The sequence below is a fragment of the uncultured Vagococcus sp. genome, assembly GCF_963518325.1.
In the GTDB taxonomy this organism is placed as follows: domain Bacteria; phylum Bacillota; class Bacilli; order Lactobacillales; family Vagococcaceae; genus Vagococcus_D.
This window is the reverse complement of the sequence record NZ_CAUQJB010000004.1, coordinates 155,892-174,733: the sequence shown is the minus strand read 5'-3', so window position 1 is coordinate 174,733 and position 18,842 is coordinate 155,892. Positions and strand designations below refer to the sequence as shown.

General features: G+C 38.7%; 17 protein-coding genes. 10 read left to right on the top strand and 7 right to left on the bottom strand.

All coding sequences use genetic code 11. The features are described 5' to 3' along the window. Positions 1-797 precede the first annotated feature (797 nt). Positions 798-2,240 (top strand): amino acid permease, encoded by a 1,443-nt coding sequence (locus tag RWN13_RS05630; RefSeq protein ID WP_314061355.1) that lies wholly within the window; start codon positions 798-800, stop codon positions 2,238-2,240. A gap of 6 nt (positions 2,241-2,246) precedes the next feature. On the opposite strand, the gene brnQ is transcribed toward RWN13_RS05630, so the two are convergent. Further along, complete coding sequence (gene brnQ / locus RWN13_RS05625) at positions 2,247-3,599, bottom strand: branched-chain amino acid transport system II carrier protein (RefSeq protein WP_314061354.1); 1,353 nt, start codon at positions 3,597-3,599, stop codon at positions 2,247-2,249. A 403-nt stretch (positions 3,600-4,002) separates the two neighbouring features. Between brnQ and RWN13_RS05620 the strand changes: the two genes are divergently transcribed. From RWN13_RS05620 to RWN13_RS05610, 3 genes are all read left to right on the top strand, one after another. Beyond that, a complete protein-coding gene (locus tag RWN13_RS05620) occupies positions 4,003-4,878 on the top strand; it encodes a VOC family protein (protein WP_314061350.1) in 876 nt (291 codons plus the stop codon). 167 nt (positions 4,879-5,045) lie between these two features. Beyond that, positions 5,046-5,504: a hypothetical protein gene (locus tag RWN13_RS05615; protein ID WP_314061348.1), complete on the top strand. Its 459-nt coding sequence runs from the start codon at positions 5,046-5,048 to the stop codon at positions 5,502-5,504. Positions 5,505-5,626: 122 nt separating this feature from the next. After that, on the top strand, positions 5,627-6,331 hold the full coding sequence (locus tag RWN13_RS05610) for a DUF5105 domain-containing protein (RefSeq protein ID WP_314061347.1): 705 nt from the start codon (positions 5,627-5,629) through the stop codon (positions 6,329-6,331). Positions 6,332-6,374: 43 nt separating this feature from the next. On the opposite strand, the gene RWN13_RS05605 is transcribed toward RWN13_RS05610, so the two are convergent. Beyond that, entirely contained in the window at positions 6,375-7,805 is a 1,431-nt protein-coding gene (locus RWN13_RS05605; RefSeq protein WP_314061344.1) for a glycoside hydrolase family 1 protein, read from the bottom strand. A 195-nt stretch (positions 7,806-8,000) separates the two neighbouring features. After that, positions 8,001-8,897 carry an ROK family protein gene (locus RWN13_RS05600; protein ID WP_314061342.1) on the bottom strand — a complete coding sequence of 299 codons (897 nt, stop codon included), beginning with the start codon at positions 8,895-8,897 and terminating at the stop codon, positions 8,001-8,003. Between the two features lie 64 nt (positions 8,898-8,961). Between RWN13_RS05600 and RWN13_RS05595 the strand changes: the two genes are divergently transcribed. Then, positions 8,962-9,702, top strand: a complete 741-nt coding sequence (locus RWN13_RS05595) for a MurR/RpiR family transcriptional regulator (RefSeq protein ID WP_314061339.1) — start codon at positions 8,962-8,964, stop codon at positions 9,700-9,702. Positions 9,703-9,803: 101 nt separating this feature from the next. On the opposite strand, the gene RWN13_RS05590 is transcribed toward RWN13_RS05595, so the two are convergent. Beyond that, positions 9,804-11,144, bottom strand: a complete 1,341-nt coding sequence (locus RWN13_RS05590) for a PTS transporter subunit EIIC (RefSeq protein WP_314061336.1) — start codon at positions 11,142-11,144, stop codon at positions 9,804-9,806. A 116-nt stretch (positions 11,145-11,260) separates the two neighbouring features. Then, entirely contained in the window at positions 11,261-12,706 is a 1,446-nt protein-coding gene (locus RWN13_RS05585; protein WP_314061335.1) for a glycoside hydrolase family 1 protein, read from the bottom strand. A 315-nt stretch (positions 12,707-13,021) separates the two neighbouring features. Here RWN13_RS05585 and RWN13_RS05580 point away from each other — a divergent pair, with 315 nt between their 5' ends. The 3 genes from RWN13_RS05580 to RWN13_RS05570 all read left to right on the top strand — a co-directional run bounded on the left by RWN13_RS05580 (position 13,022) and on the right by RWN13_RS05570 (position 16,044). Then, entirely contained in the window at positions 13,022-14,284 is a 1,263-nt protein-coding gene (locus RWN13_RS05580; RefSeq protein ID WP_314061334.1) for a UDP-N-acetylglucosamine 1-carboxyvinyltransferase, read from the top strand. Between the two features lie 103 nt (positions 14,285-14,387). Continuing rightward, positions 14,388-15,680: a transcription termination factor Rho gene (gene rho / locus RWN13_RS05575; RefSeq protein WP_314061331.1), complete on the top strand. Its 1,293-nt coding sequence runs from the start codon at positions 14,388-14,390 to the stop codon at positions 15,678-15,680. 100 nt (positions 15,681-15,780) lie between these two features. Next, on the top strand, positions 15,781-16,044 hold the full coding sequence (locus tag RWN13_RS05570; RefSeq protein ID WP_314061328.1) for a type B 50S ribosomal protein L31: 264 nt from the start codon (positions 15,781-15,783) through the stop codon (positions 16,042-16,044). 305 nt (positions 16,045-16,349) lie between these two features. Here RWN13_RS05570 and RWN13_RS05565 read toward each other — a convergent pair whose 3' ends face one another. Together RWN13_RS05565 and RWN13_RS05560 are read right to left on the bottom strand one after the other, a co-directional pair. Beyond that, entirely contained in the window at positions 16,350-17,543 is a 1,194-nt protein-coding gene (locus RWN13_RS05565) for a site-specific integrase (protein WP_314061325.1), read from the bottom strand. 60 nt (positions 17,544-17,603) lie between these two features. Beyond that, positions 17,604-18,101, bottom strand: coding sequence for a helix-turn-helix domain-containing protein (locus tag RWN13_RS05560; protein ID WP_314061322.1), 498 nt, complete (start codon positions 18,099-18,101; stop codon positions 17,604-17,606). A gap of 226 nt (positions 18,102-18,327) precedes the next feature. Between RWN13_RS05560 and RWN13_RS05555 the strand changes: the two genes are divergently transcribed. After that, positions 18,328-18,543 (top strand): helix-turn-helix transcriptional regulator, encoded by a 216-nt coding sequence (locus RWN13_RS05555; protein ID WP_314061321.1) that lies wholly within the window; start codon positions 18,328-18,330, stop codon positions 18,541-18,543. Positions 18,544-18,545: 2 nt separating this feature from the next. Further along, on the top strand, positions 18,546-18,830 hold the full coding sequence (locus RWN13_RS05550; protein ID WP_314061320.1) for a hypothetical protein: 285 nt from the start codon (positions 18,546-18,548) through the stop codon (positions 18,828-18,830). The last annotated feature ends 12 nt before the right edge of the window (positions 18,831-18,842 follow it).

Sequence of the window (18,842 nt, the reverse complement as noted above, 5' to 3'; positions counted from 1 at the left end):
CAGAAATGACGTCTCTTTTTTTTTGTGTGCCTTGCATGGGTAGTAACTAGGCGGTGCAAGTCGACTACACATCTGATAAAAAGAAGTCTAAGGCGAAACTCTGCACTTACAAACAGAAACGTGATAAGAGACTAGGCACATGGATGAGGTTGCCAAAGAATCTAAAGTTCAATAACTGTCAAAAAAATGTGTTGGGTAAATCAAGAGATGAGATGACGTGAAAGTTGTGACGGCATACGGGGGATGTCTTGCGAGGGTGATGGGAAGTCGGTGGACGGCTCATGACAATCTTAGTGGACATTAAGATGAATGGCAAGGAGTCAGCAGAAGTCATAGTAGTGAGGATAAGTTGTGAAAATAACAAGGAGCGAGGGGGGATGGTAAATGTGTGTCTGACCTGAAATGGTAACCATGAAAGCGCAAGATAGAAAATAAGAAAATCACTTTATCTGAATGAGCAATTAGAGATAGGTAAACCGAAAGGACCATTCAATAGAGAATCTAGCCGTAGTGAGAAAATAAAGTAGAAGTCAGCAGCCAAACAGCAGTTTTTCCCGAAGTGTCGTATACGGAAAGGTACGTACACTGCTGTGAGAGGTTGGTTAATCAATTAATGATTAGCCTCCTAATCGATTGTTAGTTTCCAGAAGCAGGTTAACTACCTCTAAATTAAAACTCAAGGCTAATTCCATGAGACATTAATTAAAAAGACGATTCTGCCGTTGACCAACCTTTATAAAGAGGAGTATTCTTTGAAAGAATAGCATTAAAAAATAGTTATCATAAAGGAGGAAAAGATGAACGAAAAGCAATTACGTTGGTACAACATCGCCTTAATGGCATTTGTTTCGGTTTGGGGATTGGGGAATGTTGTCAATAACTACGCTCAACAAGGGTTAACCGTTGTTGTTTCATGGATTTTAATCATGATTTTATACTTCGTTCCTTATGCCTTAAGTGTGGGGCAATTAGGCTCGACCTTTAAGGAGTCAAACGGAGGCGTATCATCGTGGATTAAAGAAACGTCCACCAAGAAGTTAGCTTTTTTTGCAGCTTGGACCTATTGGGTAGTTCACGTGCCGTATTTAGCTCAAAAACCCCAAGGTATTTTAGTGGCATTGAGCTGGTTATTTAAAGGGAATGGTTCTTTTGTTACAACAGTAGGGGCTTTTAAGATTTCGATGATTTGTTTGGCCATTTTTTTATTATTTTTATGGATTGCGTCGAAAGGATTAACAACACTTAAAATGATTGGGAATATGGCTGGAACAGCAATGTTTGTCATGTCAATTCTCTTTATTATTTTAGCAGTGTCAGCTCCAGGCATGACTGGGGCTGAGGTGGCGACACCTAATATGACATCTGTTGCCACCTACATACCTAAATTTAACTTTGGGTATTTGACAACGATATCGATGTTGGTTTTTGCTGTAGGTGGTTGCGAAAAGATCTCACCTTATGTCAACAATACTAAAAATCCGTCAAAGGAATTCCCAAAAGGGATGATTTTCTTGGCGGGAATGGTGGCCTTATGCGCTCTCTTAGGTTCAATCGCTATGGGCATGTTGTTTGATGCCAATCATATTCCTGAGGATTTAATGGTGAACGGTGCTTATGAGGCTTTCCAGCGCTTGGGGAATTTTTATGGAGTAGGCGATGTCTTCATGATTTTATACGCGATTGCCAATGCATTGGCTCAGATTTCGGCTTTAGCCTTCTCCATTGATGCTCCACTTAAAATTTTGTTGGCCGATGCTGATCCGGAATTTGTTCCAAATTCATTGGCTAAGCTTAATAAAAAAGGAACACCGATTAATGGTTATATTATGACTGGTGTTTTAGTTAGTATCTTAATCATTGTACCTTCTTTAGGGATTGGTAATATGAGTGAGTTATACCGTTGGTTGCTTAATTTAAATTCAGTGGTAATGCCATTACGTTATTTATGGGTATTTCTAGCGTATATGTTGATTAATAAATACTCAAAACGATTTGTTTCAGATTATAAATTCATCAAAAATCCTAAAATTGGATTTGTCGTAGGGGCTTGGTGTTTCTTCTTTACGGCTTTTGCCTGTATTTTGGGGATGGTGCCAAAATTGGATTATGGAGCGGATCCGAAAGCGTGGATTTTCCAATTGATTTTGAACATCGTCACACCGATTATATTCGTGGCCTTAGGTCTGATCTTACCATTAATTGCAAGACGAGTTAACCCACAACAACATAAAAAAAACTGACCTAGGTCAGTTTTTTTTTGGACTTGATTGCTGTAAACTTATCCCCCAGCCAATGGCTAAGGCTATGAGAGCGGGGATGATCCATCCCATATTGACAGATGAAAAAGGCAGTATGGCATTGAAAAAGCTAATGATGTGTTGAATACCTGGTAAAGCTTTAAATGGCGCAGAACCAGCTTTAAACCCTTCAACAATGCTAATGATAAATGTGACGCCTATGGTAACTTGATAGACGATTGAGCGGTGTTTAAAGAGTGGCGATAAGAAGGCTAACAATACTAGAACGATTGCTAAAGGATATAAAAACATCAAGACAGGAATCGATAATTTAATAATTGATGTTAGACCTACATTGGCAATGGCGCATCCGGCAATACTAAACAAATGAACGTAATTTTTATAGGAAATCTGGGGGAATAACTCCACAAAGGTTTCACTACAAGCCGTGATTAATCCTATGGCGGTTTTCAAACAGGCTAAGGTAACGATAATGGCTAATAAAAGACTGCCAAAAGAGCCAAAATAATGATGAGAAATTTGATTTAAAGCAATTCCGCCATTTTCAGATAGAGGGAATCGATTAACACTTGTAGCACCCATATAGGCTAAACTGGCATAGATGACAGTCATCAGGACCAATGTCACAAAACCAGACTTAAGAGTGTCCTTGGCAATGGCACTAGGTTTTGTCACGCCCAATGATTTTATGCTATTAACAACAATAATTCCGAAAGCCAGTGAAGCAAGGACATCCATAGTATTATAACCTTCAATAAAGCCTGTAAAAAAAGAATTATTTTGGTAGACTTCTTGAGGTACTTGCTCGGTAATAGAGCCCATCGGTTGAGTAAAAGTTTTGAAAATTAAGAAAGCTAAAAAAATCAGAAACAAGGGGTTCAGTATTTTGCCAACCCACATCATAATTTTAGCTGGACGGAGGGAAAAGAGCCAAGCTAAGACAAAAAAACAAAGAGAAAAAAGCAACAAACTTAACACTTGAAACTTTTCTGGAATATACGGGGAAAGGCCGACTTCATATGAAACGGTAGCAGTTCTAGGTAAAGCAAAAAATGGGCCAATAGTTAGATATAAGGCCATGGTAAAAAATAGGCCGAAGGCAGGATGAACTCTACTAGCCAGATCATACAGTCCGTTGCTTTGAGAGAACCCAATGGCTAAGACACCTAAAAAGGGTAATCCAACACCAGTTAAAATAAAACCAAGGGTGGCAATCGGTGTGTTACTTCCAGCTAGTTGTCCCATATGAACTGGAAAAATCAGATTTCCTGCCCCAAAAAATAGGCCAAACAACATGGAACCAAGTGTTAAGTAGGCAGAAAAAGGTAGTTTTTTTGACATATAAATCTCCTTAATAAAAAGCATGACACAATCGTCATGCTAGGGAATAATTACTTATTGAGCATACTACGTTTTCAGTGTCTTTTCAAGTTTATTTTAGGTTGATTCATCAGTTCGTAATAAGAGGTTTATTTAGTGTGGACTAAATTTCAGAGAATGTTAAGCGAAATTAGCTCTTAAGGCCTGACTTTTGGAAAAGTTACTTTGTTTACTTAAGTTAGTGATCAGGTAGTCCGATAAGAATAAGAGAGTATCGAGGCAAGTTATTTTAATATGCAAAAATGCATTGATAAATAACAAACTAAGCGGGCTTACATCAAAAAAGTATCCTTTTTCTAAAAAAAATGGTAGGATAATTATAGAAAATAAAATGTCATAGTGGAGAGTAAGGAGAAGTGAAACGATGAGTTATCAACTCAAAGAAGAAACAAGATTAGCTCTTGTTGCCCTAAAAGTGAAAGATATAGATAAAGAAGTTGCCTTTTTTAAATCTGTCCTAGGATTAGATGTCATGCGTGAAGAGAATGGTATGGCTTTTTTGGGAATTAAAGAAGCAAAGAGAACCTTCATTTGTTTATTGGAAAAAGAAGATGGTGTCCCAAGTGAAATAAGTCACAACGGTTTATATCATTTTGGTATATTATTACCGGAGCGCCGTGATTTAAGTGCCTTGTATCAGCATTTACTAAGTTTAGATTATCCAATTGTCGGTATGAGTGATCTTGGGCATAGCGAAGTTATCTATCTGAAAGATCCAGAATTTAATGGCATTAAATTGTCTTGGGATAAACCGAAAGAACAGTGGGATTATCATACTGAAGGGACAATGGATAGTGTCCTGAGTCGTTTGGATACTCAAAGTTTATTAGCCGAAGAGACTGATCGGTTTAGTAAGTTACCACTTGAAACGCGTCTTGGCCATGTGCATTTAAATGTTGTTGACTTAGAGGAAAGTCAACAGTTTTATACAGAGGTTTTAGGTTTTAAGCTGACCAGTGCAGCTTTCCCAAGTTTACGTTATTTGGCTGCGGGAGATTATCATCATCATCTTGCAATTAATACCCTTAATCAAATCAAGACAGAGGATCAGGATGATGAAAATTTGGGTTTGGATTACCTGTCATTCAAAGTTGCTACAGAAGCTGAGTTAATTGGGTTACAGGAGCATTTAACTAAGTTAGGTCGGCATTTCTTTTATAATAAAGGAAAGAAAATATTAGAAATTGATGATCCAAACGGGGTTCATGTTTGGTTTCATGTGAATGATGTAAAAAAATAAACATTTTGGAATAGGCGAAATTATATTCTTAGTTTCGCTTTTTTTTTTTGCTTGATTATTTTGATCTCCATGGGTAAAAAACATGCTATAATGTAATCGGTTATGTTTAACGCTCATTTTTTTGAACGTTTAATCAAATTAATAAATGACAGAGGAGAGGAAGTCAGTTGCAAAAAATACAAAAAAAGCAATTGTATATTAATGGTAATTTGGCGCCGCTTCTTGAGTTGGAAATGGCCCCTTTTATACCATCAAATAAGCGGAAGCGAAAACGGAAAAAAAGAAAGAACGCATGTATTGAGGTTAAAGAAAATTGCTCAAATGAAGAATTGCGAGTGATTTTAAAGACAATTGATGGTAATCGAGAGATTTTGAGGACAAGTGATGGCAGGCGGGTACGGACTAAAACCTTAACGGTAAAGCGCTCATTAAAAGAACGGATGATACAAGAGAAAGAGGCTGCTAAGCGAAGTGCAAAAATAAAAAAAGCGATGTTTCAGACTTTAGTCAATCAAACAGCGCATGTTCCGACAGATTTGGCTCAACTAAATAAATTTGTATTGCCAATTGAGAAAGCATTGTCGATGGTGGAAGTGCTTGGCGTCATTCAAGCGGAAAATGACTGATTTATGAGAATAGGTCTTTCTTTTCCGTAACAATGTGTGTTACCTTTAAAGAAAGAATTCAGTGTCAGTGCGGAAAAGAAGGTTAGCCGCTGACAACGCTGGATAGTTTAGGAGTGAAATGTGTGAGAAAAAAAATGATTTGGCTAGTCTTATTGATATCAGCGCTGCTGGCTTTAGGTGCATGCAGCAAGAAGGAAGAAACCAAGGTCTCTGCAGAAGCATTTATGAATGCAGAGTTTTATTTAAGGGATTTTGAGCAGTATGAAAAAAGTTTTGGAAAAAAAATTATTGAAAGCCATGATACGGCAGTAGTTGAGCAGTTAGCTAAGCAACTAGCTGAATTAGGACTTGAAGAGGCTGATTCCAAGAAAGCGGCAGATGCTATGTTCACAGTCTTAAAGGAAAAAACTAGTTATCAGGCAAAGGTTTTAAAAGAAAGTCAGGATGAAGGAACTGTTGAATTGACTATTAAAGGATTGGCCACCGATAAGTTTGAGGCGGAGTTGCAGCGCCTATCCGTTGAAAAAATGATTGAGTTAGTGACAGTTGCCGGGATTGAAAATGTTGAAACAGAAGAGGACTTGAGTAAGCTGACATCAAAAGCTGATTTGGAAAAGGCTAAAAAGGTGGTAGCAGATTTTCATGAAGACCCTAAAAATATTAATGGGATTATGATTCAAGCGATTGCTAATATGGAGACGGCTAGTGAGCCAAAGAAGGTCATTATAAACTTGGAAACAAATCAAGAACAAAAAAAGTATTGGCAAGTTAAAGATGAACAAACAGTGATTGCCGACATTACCCATATCTTAGTTATGCCATATTAAAAACAGGCCTTGCTTGATCTATGCAAGGCCTGTTTATTTAGGTTTAAGCTAAATGTTCTCCATTTGTAGCAATAACTTTTTTATACCAATCAAATGACTTTTTCTTATAGCGATTCATCGTACCATTGCCTTCGTCGTCTAGGTCCACGTAGATAAAGCCATAGCGTTTAGACATTTCACCTGTTGACGCACTGACAAGGTCAATACATCCCCAAGGCGTGTAAGCGAAAAGATCGACGCCGTCGATGGTGACAGCTTTTTCCATTTCTGTAATATGCTGACGTAAATAATCAATGCGATAGTCATCGTCAATGTTGAAATTAGCGTCAGGAGTGTCAATGGCTCCTAAACCATTTTCAGAAATATAAAGAGGAATCCCGTAACGGCCGTATAAGTTGCACAAGGCTAGACGTAAACCAACAGGATCGATTTCCCAGCCCCATTCACTGGCGTTCAAGAATGGGTTTTTTACGCCACCAAAGAAATTTCCTTGGCTGGTGTCCCCTTGATGTTCAGGATTAACAGAGACGGTTGCTGACATGTAGTAACTAAATGACAAGTAATCAACTGTATGATTTTTTAACAAGTCTAACTCGCCATCAGCAATATCAAGTTCGATCCCATGTTCGTTAAAGAACTGTAGGGCATAACTTGGGTATTCACCACGAACCTGCACATCATTACAGAAATAGTTAAACATCCGGCTTTTTTCTTCCATAGCCATAACATTTTTAGGATCTGAATCATAGGCATACATTGTGGCATAGATACTCATGCATCCTACTTTTAAATCAGGATTCAATTCATGAGCTATTTTAGTCGCCAATGAGCTGGCCACAAACTGATTGTGCAGTCCTTGGAAATTGTCCTGTGGTGTGGCACCTCTCATGGCAGTCGAGAAGAAGGAGCCAAAAACACCTGTATTGATTTCGTTGAAGGTCATCCAGTATTTAACTTTAGTATGGAAGCGTTCCAGAATAGTGCGGGCATATTTCTCAAAGAGACCTATCAGTTCACGGTTTTTCCAGCCACCATATTCTGTCACTAAGTTTAAAGGTGTTTCGTAGTGAGACATGGTGATTGTCGGCTGGATGTTGTATTTTAATAATTCATCGATCACACTTTCATAATATGCCAAACCTGCTTCGTTTGGTTCCACATCATTCCCGTTAGGAAAAATACGAGCCCAAGAGATGGACATTCTAAAGGTTTTAAATCCCATTTCTGCGAACATGGCAATGTCTTCTTTGTATAGGTGATAAAAATCGATACCGTCGTGATTTGGATAGATATACTTACTGTTATCGATTTCTAAAGGGAAATCACCAGAAGCTAAAAGTTTCATCCGTTGTTTGCCACCAGGTGAAATATCGGCAATAGTTAATCCTTTACCATCGATATTATAGGCACCTTCCAATTGGTTGGCAGCCGTTGCCCCGCCCCATAAAAAGCCTTCTTTAAATCCATTACTCATTTACATTCACTCCTTATTTAATGGTGTCCGAGTGTTAGCACTCAGCTAAAATAGATTACTTACTACCTCTTTATTATAACGACTATCCCTTGAATAAGACATAGCGGCCCATTTTTTTGAAAATAACCTGTTTTTTTACGTGAGCTTGCCAACCTGTTTAACTTAAAGGACGATGTTTTTTTCTAGAGGTCATTTTTAGATAGATTCTTTATTGATAAAATTGCTTAGTGCTCCTATTAAATTGGCATGGTTTCCAAGTGAGGATTGTTTAACATTCGGTCTCATTAATGGTAAAGGAAACTCAGCAATGATGGCGTCGATGTGACGGTCAATGTGCTCAAATAGAGCTGTTTGCTTACTGATACCACCACCAATTGTGATGACTTCTGGATCAAGAATAGTTTGCAAATTCATGAGTTGAGTTGCTAGTTTTTTACTGTAAGTATTTAATAAGGAGACAGCGTCAGAGTTTTGGGCTGCTACATCGGCAAAAAAACGTTTGCCATCCATTTGATCCTCATTCATGCCTTTAATTCGGGCATAGGTATTGCTTAAAATAACTGAACTGCCTTCCATGGCAAACAGGTGCTGAAAATCATTGTAGTCACTATTGGTGCGCATATATGAAAATTCTCCAGCCGTTAAATGATGGCCTCGGACTAATTGATTGTTAACAATAATCCCGCCGGCAATACCAGTGCCAATGACAAGGGCAATGCCATTTTCAACGCCAACTAGATTACCTAGCCAATGCTCGCCTAAAGCTGCGCATTTACCATCGTTTTCAATTTGAACAGGCACTCCACAGACTTCTTTAATGAGGGCTCGAACGTTTAAGTCTTGAATAAAAGTTAGAGCGCCACCGTGAATGGCATGGCCAGTTGCTGAATCGATTAGTCCGGGCATGCTGATGGCCATACCGCTGGTTTTTTCGTTATTGTAACGACTTTTAATGTCTTTTAGGCAGGCTGTGAAGTCGATTAGATTTTCTGGAGTTGGTAAGTTTGCTGACTGTTTAATATTTCCCTGTGAATCGATTAAAGCGTGTTTGATAGCAGAACCACCAATGTCAATGCCAATATATTGAGTCATCTGTGATGACCTCCTTTACTGTTGTGGTTAATTCCTTTAAAATAAAGGGGAGGAGCTGAGTGCGATGTTTGATATCCAAAAACTTAAGACAGCGACAGAATTGGAAAGTGAGATTGCCAAATTTGTCGGTTCAAATTTAGAAAAAGTGGCTTATATGCGTGTCCGAGAATTAGCAGATGCGACTCATGTGTCACCTGCTACGATCGTTCGTTTCACACAAAAAATGGGCTTCGACAGTTTTCCAGAAATGCGACTAATGTTGAAGCATGAATTAAATAAGCGAAAAGAAATACTTGGCCAAGAGAGCATTCGTCGTGGTTTATTAGCTAGCGACACGTTTCCCTCTGATTTTGATGATAAGGTTGAATTATTGGTCACGAAGTTAAAAGAAGCCGAACTAATTCACTGTTTGGGTTTGGGAGCTTCGGGTATAATGGCGGAATATGCCGCCAACCAATTTTCTACTTTAGGCTATCGAAGTTTTGCTTCCACCTCTGCTTATTTTCCTTACTTAGCACCGAAGCAAGAAAAAAAATCTACTCGGAAGGAAGTTTGCTTATTCTTTTCGGTGTCCGGAGAGACCATGGAAGTGGTTCAGACGGCCAGATTGATTGCTGATCGTGACATCTTTTCCGTTGGTATTACCAATAGAGAAACGAACACATTAGCCCAACTTGTAAATCTAGATATTTATTATCACACCTCATACGATCGATTATACTATAATGCCGACTTATCGTCACAATTACCGGTTGTCTATTTAATTGAAACCTTAGTTAAACGATTGTACCTAGTAGATATCTAGTTTAAGTAAAGGAAGGTCCAACCGTAAGGTTTACGATTGGAGCAACTTACAAAGGATTTTTTTAGCCCTTTAATTCTTGAATAATTAGAACTGATTGATGATTATGATTGATTAGCTAGGATTTCCTGTTCTTCAACTAAGGCTTGTTTGTCTGCTACTTTAAAGAATGGGAACCACAGACAGATGTTGATGATTAACGCTACTAGGAATATCAGCAAATATTTCCAGCCTCCTTGAAGTCCCATCATCAAAGGGGCCGGGGTGGTCCATGGCATGGAAATAAGCGGATTTAGCTCGGTGAAATTCAACAGCTTAACCATTAACCATGCAGAGGAGCCCATGAAAATCGGGCCTAGAGCCATCGGTAAGAAGAAGACCGGGTTTAACATTAAGGGAGTCCCAAATACTAGTGGTTCGTTGACGTTAAAAATTACTGGCGGGCCGGCTAATTTACGTAAGGATTTATAGCGATCGGACTTAGCGGTAAACATAGCAATGACTAAGCCGTATGTTCCACCTTGACCACCAAAGCCATTTCCGCATACTTGAGCAATAACAGTCATTAATAAGAAGGGCAGTGGTTCACCATTTTTAAAGGCATTCATATTGGCGGTACCGTTAGCTAAGAGCATCGGCATGACTACACCGTAGACCATGTTGGGATGAATGCCGAAAAACCATAACATATTGGCGACGGTAAATATCACAATAATGGCAATAGGAGAGCTTGTAAGGGTTTGCAGAGGCTGTTGAATAATACCAAAAATAAAATAGAAAATACTGTTAAATGGCGTGAAAGCAAAAGCGACTCGAATCAGGAAAAAAATAATGAAAATTAGGCCAGATAAAATAGCTGGGCTCAGAGATTCGGCGACATTCGTAGGAACGCTGTCTGGCATTTTGATGGTTAGATTTTTGCGGTTTAATAAGACGAATAGATAACCCACTAACCAGCCCACAAAGATGGCCACCATTAAGCCGGTTCCACCAGTGAAGAAGGTTCCAAACGCTTCTTGGCTCTCGATGCCGGTTACAACTGCTTCACCTGGAAACTTGGTCACCATTTTTTCCAGCGTAGGGACCTCTATTTTTTGAGGCATTAAAATAAAGAAACTGGCAACGGCTAAAAGGCCAGCGGATAAAGGATTTTCCTTTTCATTGCGTGCGTATACATAAGCAAAGTTAAAGACGACAAAAAGTGAAATGGCATTGATTGTTGCACCGATAACGGAATCGAAATGGACTTTTAATCCAGAGGACTCAATCCAAGCTACCCAGGAGGGGATTGGAAAATTACCAATGATCATTAAAACGGCAGCTCCTAGAGTTACTGGAGTAGTCCGCATAAATGCCTCAGACAAGGCGCTAAAAAATTTACTTTTACTCATCCAGTTTGCTACTGGTCCAAGAAACTTGTTTAAAAAATGCTCTAACACATCCATAATTGATTCTCCTTAATTGAAAAGCTTTTTCGATTCTGAAAGAGACGAAAAAGCTAAACATAATGAATTTTATCCTGTCAACCACCAATAGTTGAGAGTTGACGATTTGGTTGGTATCAGTCAGTTAATGATTGGCCATTAGATGTAATGACTTTCTGATACCAATAGAAACTATCTTTTTTATAACGAGTGAGATCTTTTTGATTAACTTCATCCCGATCCACATAAACAAAGCCGTAACGTTTTTGATAGCCATTTAACCAACTAAGTAAGTCGGTAAAACTCCACGTACAGTAACCAATCACGTCAACCCCGTCGCTGATGGCTTCTTGAATGGCTAGGCAATGGTTGTTTAGGTAGGTGATTCTTGCTTGATCATGAACACTGCCATCTTCTTCCAAGGTGTCAAATTCCCCTAAGCCGTTTTCGGTGATTAAGATGGGCAAGTCATAACGACTTGAAATCCGTCTTAAACAAATTCGCAAGCCTTCATGGTCAATGGTCCAATCCCAGTTTGTTTTTTCCAGATTGGGGTTTTCCACAATTTTAAAGAGCCCAGGCATTCCTGATTCTTGAGTGGATCCTTTTTCACCGGTATAATTGGCTTCTCCGCCCATAGAGACGCCATTCAGGGGATTGCTGGCCACTGTCATAGATTGATAATAATTAAGTCCCATAAAATCTGGTTTTCCAGCTTTTAATAAATCTAAATCACCTTTGTGAATATCAGGCATAACGTCCATTTTCGTCAGATTATTAATCATCACTCTAGGATACCGTCCATAGACATAAACATCCATCCAAAAATTGGCTGAAAAATCACTCATATTTTCGTGAGCGACGACGTTAAGTGGGTTGGCATCAATGGCATAAGAGGGACTGTAAGCAAAGCTTGGTCCAATCTTACCGGAGTAACCCCCATCTCTAAAAGCTTTAATAACTGAAGCATTTGCCAGATTTGCCATATGATTGGCTTGATACATCCGCTTAGGATCTGAAACTGCTGGTGGGTGAGAGGCCATCATATAGCCATGCATAATGAAGACATTTTGCTCATTTAGTGAGACCCAGTGTTTAACACGGTCTCCAAATGCCTCGAATAAGATACGTGCATAGGCTGTGAAATCTTCGATGATATGACGAGATTCCCAACCGCCATACTCATCTTGTAGGGCTTGTGGCAAGTCCCAGTGATAGATAGTCACTATTGGCTCGATGCCGTGTTTTAACAGTTCATCAATTAAATCGTTGTAAAAATCCAAACCGTCTTGGTTGATCTCGCCTTTGCCTTGAGGTAAAATTCGTGTCCAAGCAACTGAGAAACGATAAGCTTTTAAGCCTTGTTCGGCCATTAAGGCCACATCTTCTCGGTAGCGATGATAGTGATCTACTGCCACATCGCCATTGCTGCCTTTGAATGTCGTGCCAGGTATTTTAACGTAATTGTCCCAAATGGATGCTCCTTTGCCATCGGTGTTCCAAGCGCCTTCTACTTGGTAAGCGGCTGAAGCTGATCCCCATAAAAAATCCGTTGGAAATGAATCCAGTTTTTGATGAAACATATTGTTTCGCTCCCTTGTTTGAGAAAACAACGCGTGCCGTTTCTCATTTTTTTATTCCTCATTACCTCTCTATCATAACGTCAAGATACTCTAATTGTAACTGGTTACATTCATTTAGATTGGTATTTCTCTATTGAAACACTGTGTTTCATAAAAGGCTTTTTAATAGAAGAAAAGGATTAAGTAAAAGCAATCCTTTTTAATTTAAGTAAACTGTGGTAAAATGATGAGGATTAAAATGAATTGAACCAACGAGATAATAAATAGTACAAGCTGTGATTCAGCGGCTTTTTTAAGGAATGAGTGAAAGTATTAATGAAAAAATTTGTAATTAATGGTGGCCATCCTCTGATAGGCGAGGTCACGATAAATGGTGCTAAAAACAGTGCTGTTGCACTAATCCCCGCAGCAATTCTTGCCGATTCCCCTGTTATCTTAGAGGGAGTTCCCGATATAAACGATGTGTATTCACTTAAAGAAATATTAGAAATCATGGGTGTTAAAGTGACCTTTGCCGATAATAAAATGGTCATTGATCCGACTGAGATGGTTTCAGTTCCGATGCCAAATGGTAAAATAAATAGTTTACGTGCTTCTTATTATTTTATGGGCGCCTTATTAGGGAAATTTGGCGAAGGGGTTGTCGGTTTGCCTGGGGGCTGTTTCTTAGGCCCGCGACCGATTGACTTACATGTCAAAGGGTTTGAAGCACTTGGTGCAAATGTTAAAACTGAACACGGTGCCACTTATTTACATACAAGTGAAAACGGACTGAAAGGGACACGTATCTTTATGGATATGGTATCAATTGGCGCGACAATCAACGTGATGTTAGCGGCGGTTAAAGCAGAAGGTCGGACGGTTATTGAAAATGCTGCCAGAGAACCCGAAATTATTGATGTGGCAACACTATTAAACAATATGGGAGCAAAAATTAGGGGAGCAGGCACTGATGAAATTCGAATTGATGGTGTTAAAGAACTTCATGGTTGCCGTCATTCAATTATTCCCGATCGAATTGAAGCTGGTACGTATATTTCAATGGCAGCGGCTGTTGGTCAAGGTGTTTTAGTTAAAAATGTGATTCATGAACATATCGAAAGTTTTATTTCGAAACTTGAGGAAATGGGCGTAGATTTGGAAATTGGCGAAGATTCTGTTTTCGTTCACCCCGTAAAAGAATTAAAGTCTGTGGATGTTAAAACCTACCCTTACCCAGGGTTTGCGACGGATTTACAGCAACCATTAACACCCTTATTACTCCGAGCACAAGGTGAAAGCATTGTCATGGACAGCATCTATCAAAAGCGGGTTAATCATATTCCAGAATTAGCACGAATGGGAGCAGATGCCCGAATAGAGGGGAATATGATTATCTTAAATGGGCCAAATAAATTACAAGGAGCCGAAGTGGCTGCTAGCGATTTGCGAGCCGGAGCTTGCCTAGTAACGGCAGGATTAATGGCTGAAGGGCAAACTAAAATCACGAATGTCGAATATATTCTAAGAGGTTATGATTCAATCATTGAAAAATTAACGGCTTTAGGTGCTGACATTTATATGGTGGAAGAAGACTAATCATCTAACAAAATAGTTTACGATGTTCATTGTCAATTGTAGGAGTGGTGTGGCAGTCATTTGGAGGTAACTTTTTTTATTCAGGAAGTGAGGCAACAAGTTGATGAAAGATTATTTAACAATGGGGGAGCTGGAGAACAGTACCCTAAAAGAAATTTATAGCTATGCAAAGAATTTTAAAATTCCTTATTACAGTCAGATGACAAAAAAGGAATTGTCTTTAGCCGTTATTCGTGCCCAAGCTGAAAAACAAGGGTTCTTTATGATGGAAGGTGTTTTAGATATTATTTCTTCTGAAGGTTATGGCTTTTTACGTCCTATTAACTATTCAGCCAGTCAAGAAGATATCTATATTTCCTCGTCTCAAATCCGTCGATTCGGTTTACGAAATGGTGATAAAGTTGCTGGAAAAGCCCGCCCGCCAAAAGAATCAGAACGGTATTATGGCTTAATGCATGTGGAAACAGTTAATGGTAAAAACCCTGAAGAAGCCAAAGAACGTCCGCATTTTCCTGCTATGACTGCTCTTTACCCCGATCGCCAATTAATTTTAGCAACGTCAAAAGGACGTTTAAGCACTCGCATGATTGACATCTTTTCGCCAGTTGGCTTTGGCCAGCGAGGCTTAATTGTTGCGCCCCCTAAAGCAGGGAAAACAACAGTACTTAAAGAAATTGCTAATGGGATTACTGAAAATCATCCTGATGTGGAATTGATTGTGCTACTAATCGATGAACGCCCTGAAGAAGTGACCGATATTGAGCGTAGCGTCAAAGCAGACGTGGTCTCGTCAACCTTTGACTTGCAACCGCAAAATCATACACGGGTATCAGAACTGGTCTTAGAACGTGCGATGCGCCTCGTGGAAGACAAACGTGATGTAGTCATCTTGATGGATAGTATTACTCGTTTGGCGCGTGCGTATAATTTGGTCATTCCACCGAGTGGGCGAACATTAAGTGGAGGAATTGATCCAGCGGCTTTTTACAAACCAAAACGATTTTTTGGGGCAGCGCGAAACATCGAAGAAGGTGGTAGTTTAACCATCTTAGCGACGGCCCTAGTTGATACTGGAAGCCGAATGGATGATGTGATTTATGAAGAATTTAAAGGAACAGGTAACATGGAGTTGCATTTATCTAGAGAACTGTCAGAGAGACGTGTTTTCCCGGCCATTGATGTTAAAAAATCAGGAACACGCAAAGAAGATCTGTTGATGGAAGCCTCTCAACTTGATGAAATTTGGAAATTACGACGTAATATGAAAGGCGATTCCTTGGAGTATACTGAACAGTTGTTAAACTTCTTGCGCCGTACAGATAACAATAAACAACTCTTTGAAGCCTTTAAAGATGTCTCTTTTGGAAAAAACAATCAACAAAGAGCAAAAAGATGATTGTCACTGACTTAAAACTGTGATAATATAGTAATGTTGCAAAACTTAAAAAAACAACTCTGACTCAGCAAATGGTTCAGGGCAAAGGAGAGACATAAACATGAAAGAAAATATCCATCCAGATTACCAACCAGTTGTATTTATGGATTCAACAACTGGATTCAAATTCTTGTCTGGTTCTACTAAAAAAGGTCAAGAAACAGTTGAATGGGAAGATGGTAACACATACCCATTGATCCGTGTTGAAATCAGTTCTGATTCTCATCCATTCTATACTGGACGTCAAAAGTTTACTCAAGCAGATGGCCGTGTGGATCGTTTCAACAAAAAATACGGTTTGGCAGACGAAAACTCAGCCGAATAGAAAAGTTAGAGCAGAGACCTTGGTACTACAGGGTTTCTGCTTTTTTCTTTATTCTTTTTTAGCGGTAAAATGGTCCGTGACTATCCCCGTGACTATCCTTTTATTTTGGAGAAATAGTAAAGTCGAAATTTTCGACCTTGCTTGGTGTAAAGAATTAATTGACTTGCGTTTTTTCCAACGAGGTTACTATTTGTAACTTTGTTCAGAGAGTTAATCGTAGGTCACGTTTATCAACTAGGTGACTTTTTGTCACTTGGCTCTTAAAAGTTCGTTTATCAATTAAACTGCTATTTTCTGGGTAGCCCTTAAAAGTTTGCATACCTAGCAAAGTTCTCAGCAGTCTCAACTCGTGCTGTTTTTGTTACATGAGTATAAATATCCAAAGTGATTTGAGCGTTAGCATGTCCTAGTCTCTCCTGTACCTCTTTAATAGAAGCTTCACTTTCAAATAAGAGTGATGCATGTGTATGTCTAAATCCGTGAGGTGTAATGTAACCAAGGTCGTATTTAGCAATGATCATCTTAAGGAAATGGTTAATATAATCACGGCTTAAATAGTGATTTAACTCACCTTTACTAGGATGTGTGAAAACGATTTGAGTCGGGTCGTTCTTTACATTCAAACCTAGCTGTAGAAGCTCGGTAGCTTGCGTTACACGCCACTGTTTCAGTATCTCAATAGTTCTATCATCAATAGGTAGAACACGCTTAGACTTCTTATTTTTAGGCGGTGTAATCTTTGGTACAGCCTTAACGTAAGTCAAACTTTTAGAGATTCTAAGGGACTTTTCTTCGAAATCAATGTCCTCCCAAGTGAGTGCTGCTAGCTCTCCTTTTCTAATTCCAGTGAATGCAAGGACTCGGCTAATTGCTAAGTCTTTTTTGACGTTTTCTTTTTCTAAGCATTTAAAGAAGAGCAGCAACTCTTTTAAGTCATAGAAATTTTCAAATTGATCACTATCGTCTACTTTTTCTTGTTTTCTTGGCATGATTACATGTTGCATGGGATTCGTTGTAATCAGTTGCATGTTGATAGCAAACTGAAAAACTTTCTGAGTATAAGATTTAAGAGCCTTGAAATGGGAGTAATATCCGGCCCACTTACTAATAGCATTTTGACAAAATAAAGTGTCGACTTCCATAATACGTTCATCCTCAAAAATAGGGAGGATGTGAAGTCTAAACTGGTCCTCTATGCGGTCAGCTGTCACCTCTCTGACAGTGTGGCGGTGTTGAGCTATCCATAACTCATAAATCTCCACAAACCTCTTAGTCCTAGCTTCTTCCAACCTCTTAAGTTCTGCTTCTTCTGCTTCGCTCAATTTCTTTTCTAATTCAAGTAGTAATTCTGCTTGTGCCAAATTAGCTTCCTTATTAGTTTTAAATCCACGTCTAGTGGTGTATTTCTTCTTTTCAGTAATAGGGTCAAGTCCAATGTATATTTGAAACATCCAAGACTTTGACCCATCTTTATTTGTGTATTGCTTAGGTGCTGCCATAATTTGTTCTCTCCTTGTTTGTCGCAACGGCCACGCTGTGATTTTAGGAGTACTGATTAATTATTTATAGTTTCTTAGTTCAATGATGCCAGCAATGAATAATCCAAGTGATATTCGTTCTTTTTCAGTTAAGTTTGAACCCTTAATATGGAAGTTAATAGTTTCGTCTGAGATTTTACTGAGGTCAATATTATTTGTCAGATGCTCTATTTTTTGTTCAAGTTTTTCAATAGTAAGAGTGGCGTAATAGTAATCTTCAGTAAGCTTGTATTCTTCACTATTAGGGTCTAGCTTATCAAAACGAGCAGCAGCCTCTACAGTTTCGGGAGTGATGTTTTTGTTGTGTTTTTCCCAATCAATTCTGTCATCACTTATACCCATTAAATAGGCAACAGGTACATCGAAATAGTCAGCTATGCGGTCCCACGTTTTCTGGTCTCGTGGAGCTCGTTTTCCATTTTCATAGAAAGATAGTTGGCTTTCAGCAACCGCAACCGCTTCTGCTACATCCTTTAATGAGGCTCCATGCTTCATTCGTAACTCTTTAATTCGATTCATCTTTATATTCTCACTTTCGACATATTATTTGATAGGTATAACTTATCACATTTCAACCAAGATGTCACTAGAAACTTATCATTTTGATAAGATGTTTATATGACGAAGTTAGCAGGTGTTTATCCGATTGATAAATAAAAGTTGACTTATCAATTGGATAAGTGTATAATCCGTATTATCAAGTTGATAATTTTGATCTTGAAAATGAAACAAGGAGGGTGAAATAATGAATGTCTTAATAAAACGAGTAACTTTGGAAATGATTCTTTACCGCAAAGGACTGACCAATGGTGAGTTTGCCAGTGAGATTGGAGTTAGCGAAAATACTTTGAGTTATATTCTTAATGGAAAAAGAAAACCAAGTGCTAAATTAGCAAAAAAAATTGTGGATTCGTTAAATGTTGAGTTCGACGACATTTTTGAATTAAGGGAGGTGAACTAAATATGACTACGGGTTTATTATCAGAAACAGCCGAACAGCAAATAATTGATTCGGTTGTCTCAGCCGTGTTAAGTGGTTTAGAACAATTCAACATGAATCTTAGTGATTCACCGGAGATCATGATAAAAAAAGAATTGATAGAATTTCTAAACATTTCCAATGCATCTGCAGATAAGTATTTGATTGCTAAGCTGCCATTTTTCAGGGTAGGATCATCCAAGAGGTGGGTAAAAAATGAAATATTGAAGTACTTAGTCCAGCATCAGGAAGTAATTGTAAAAAAATAACGCAACGGCCAA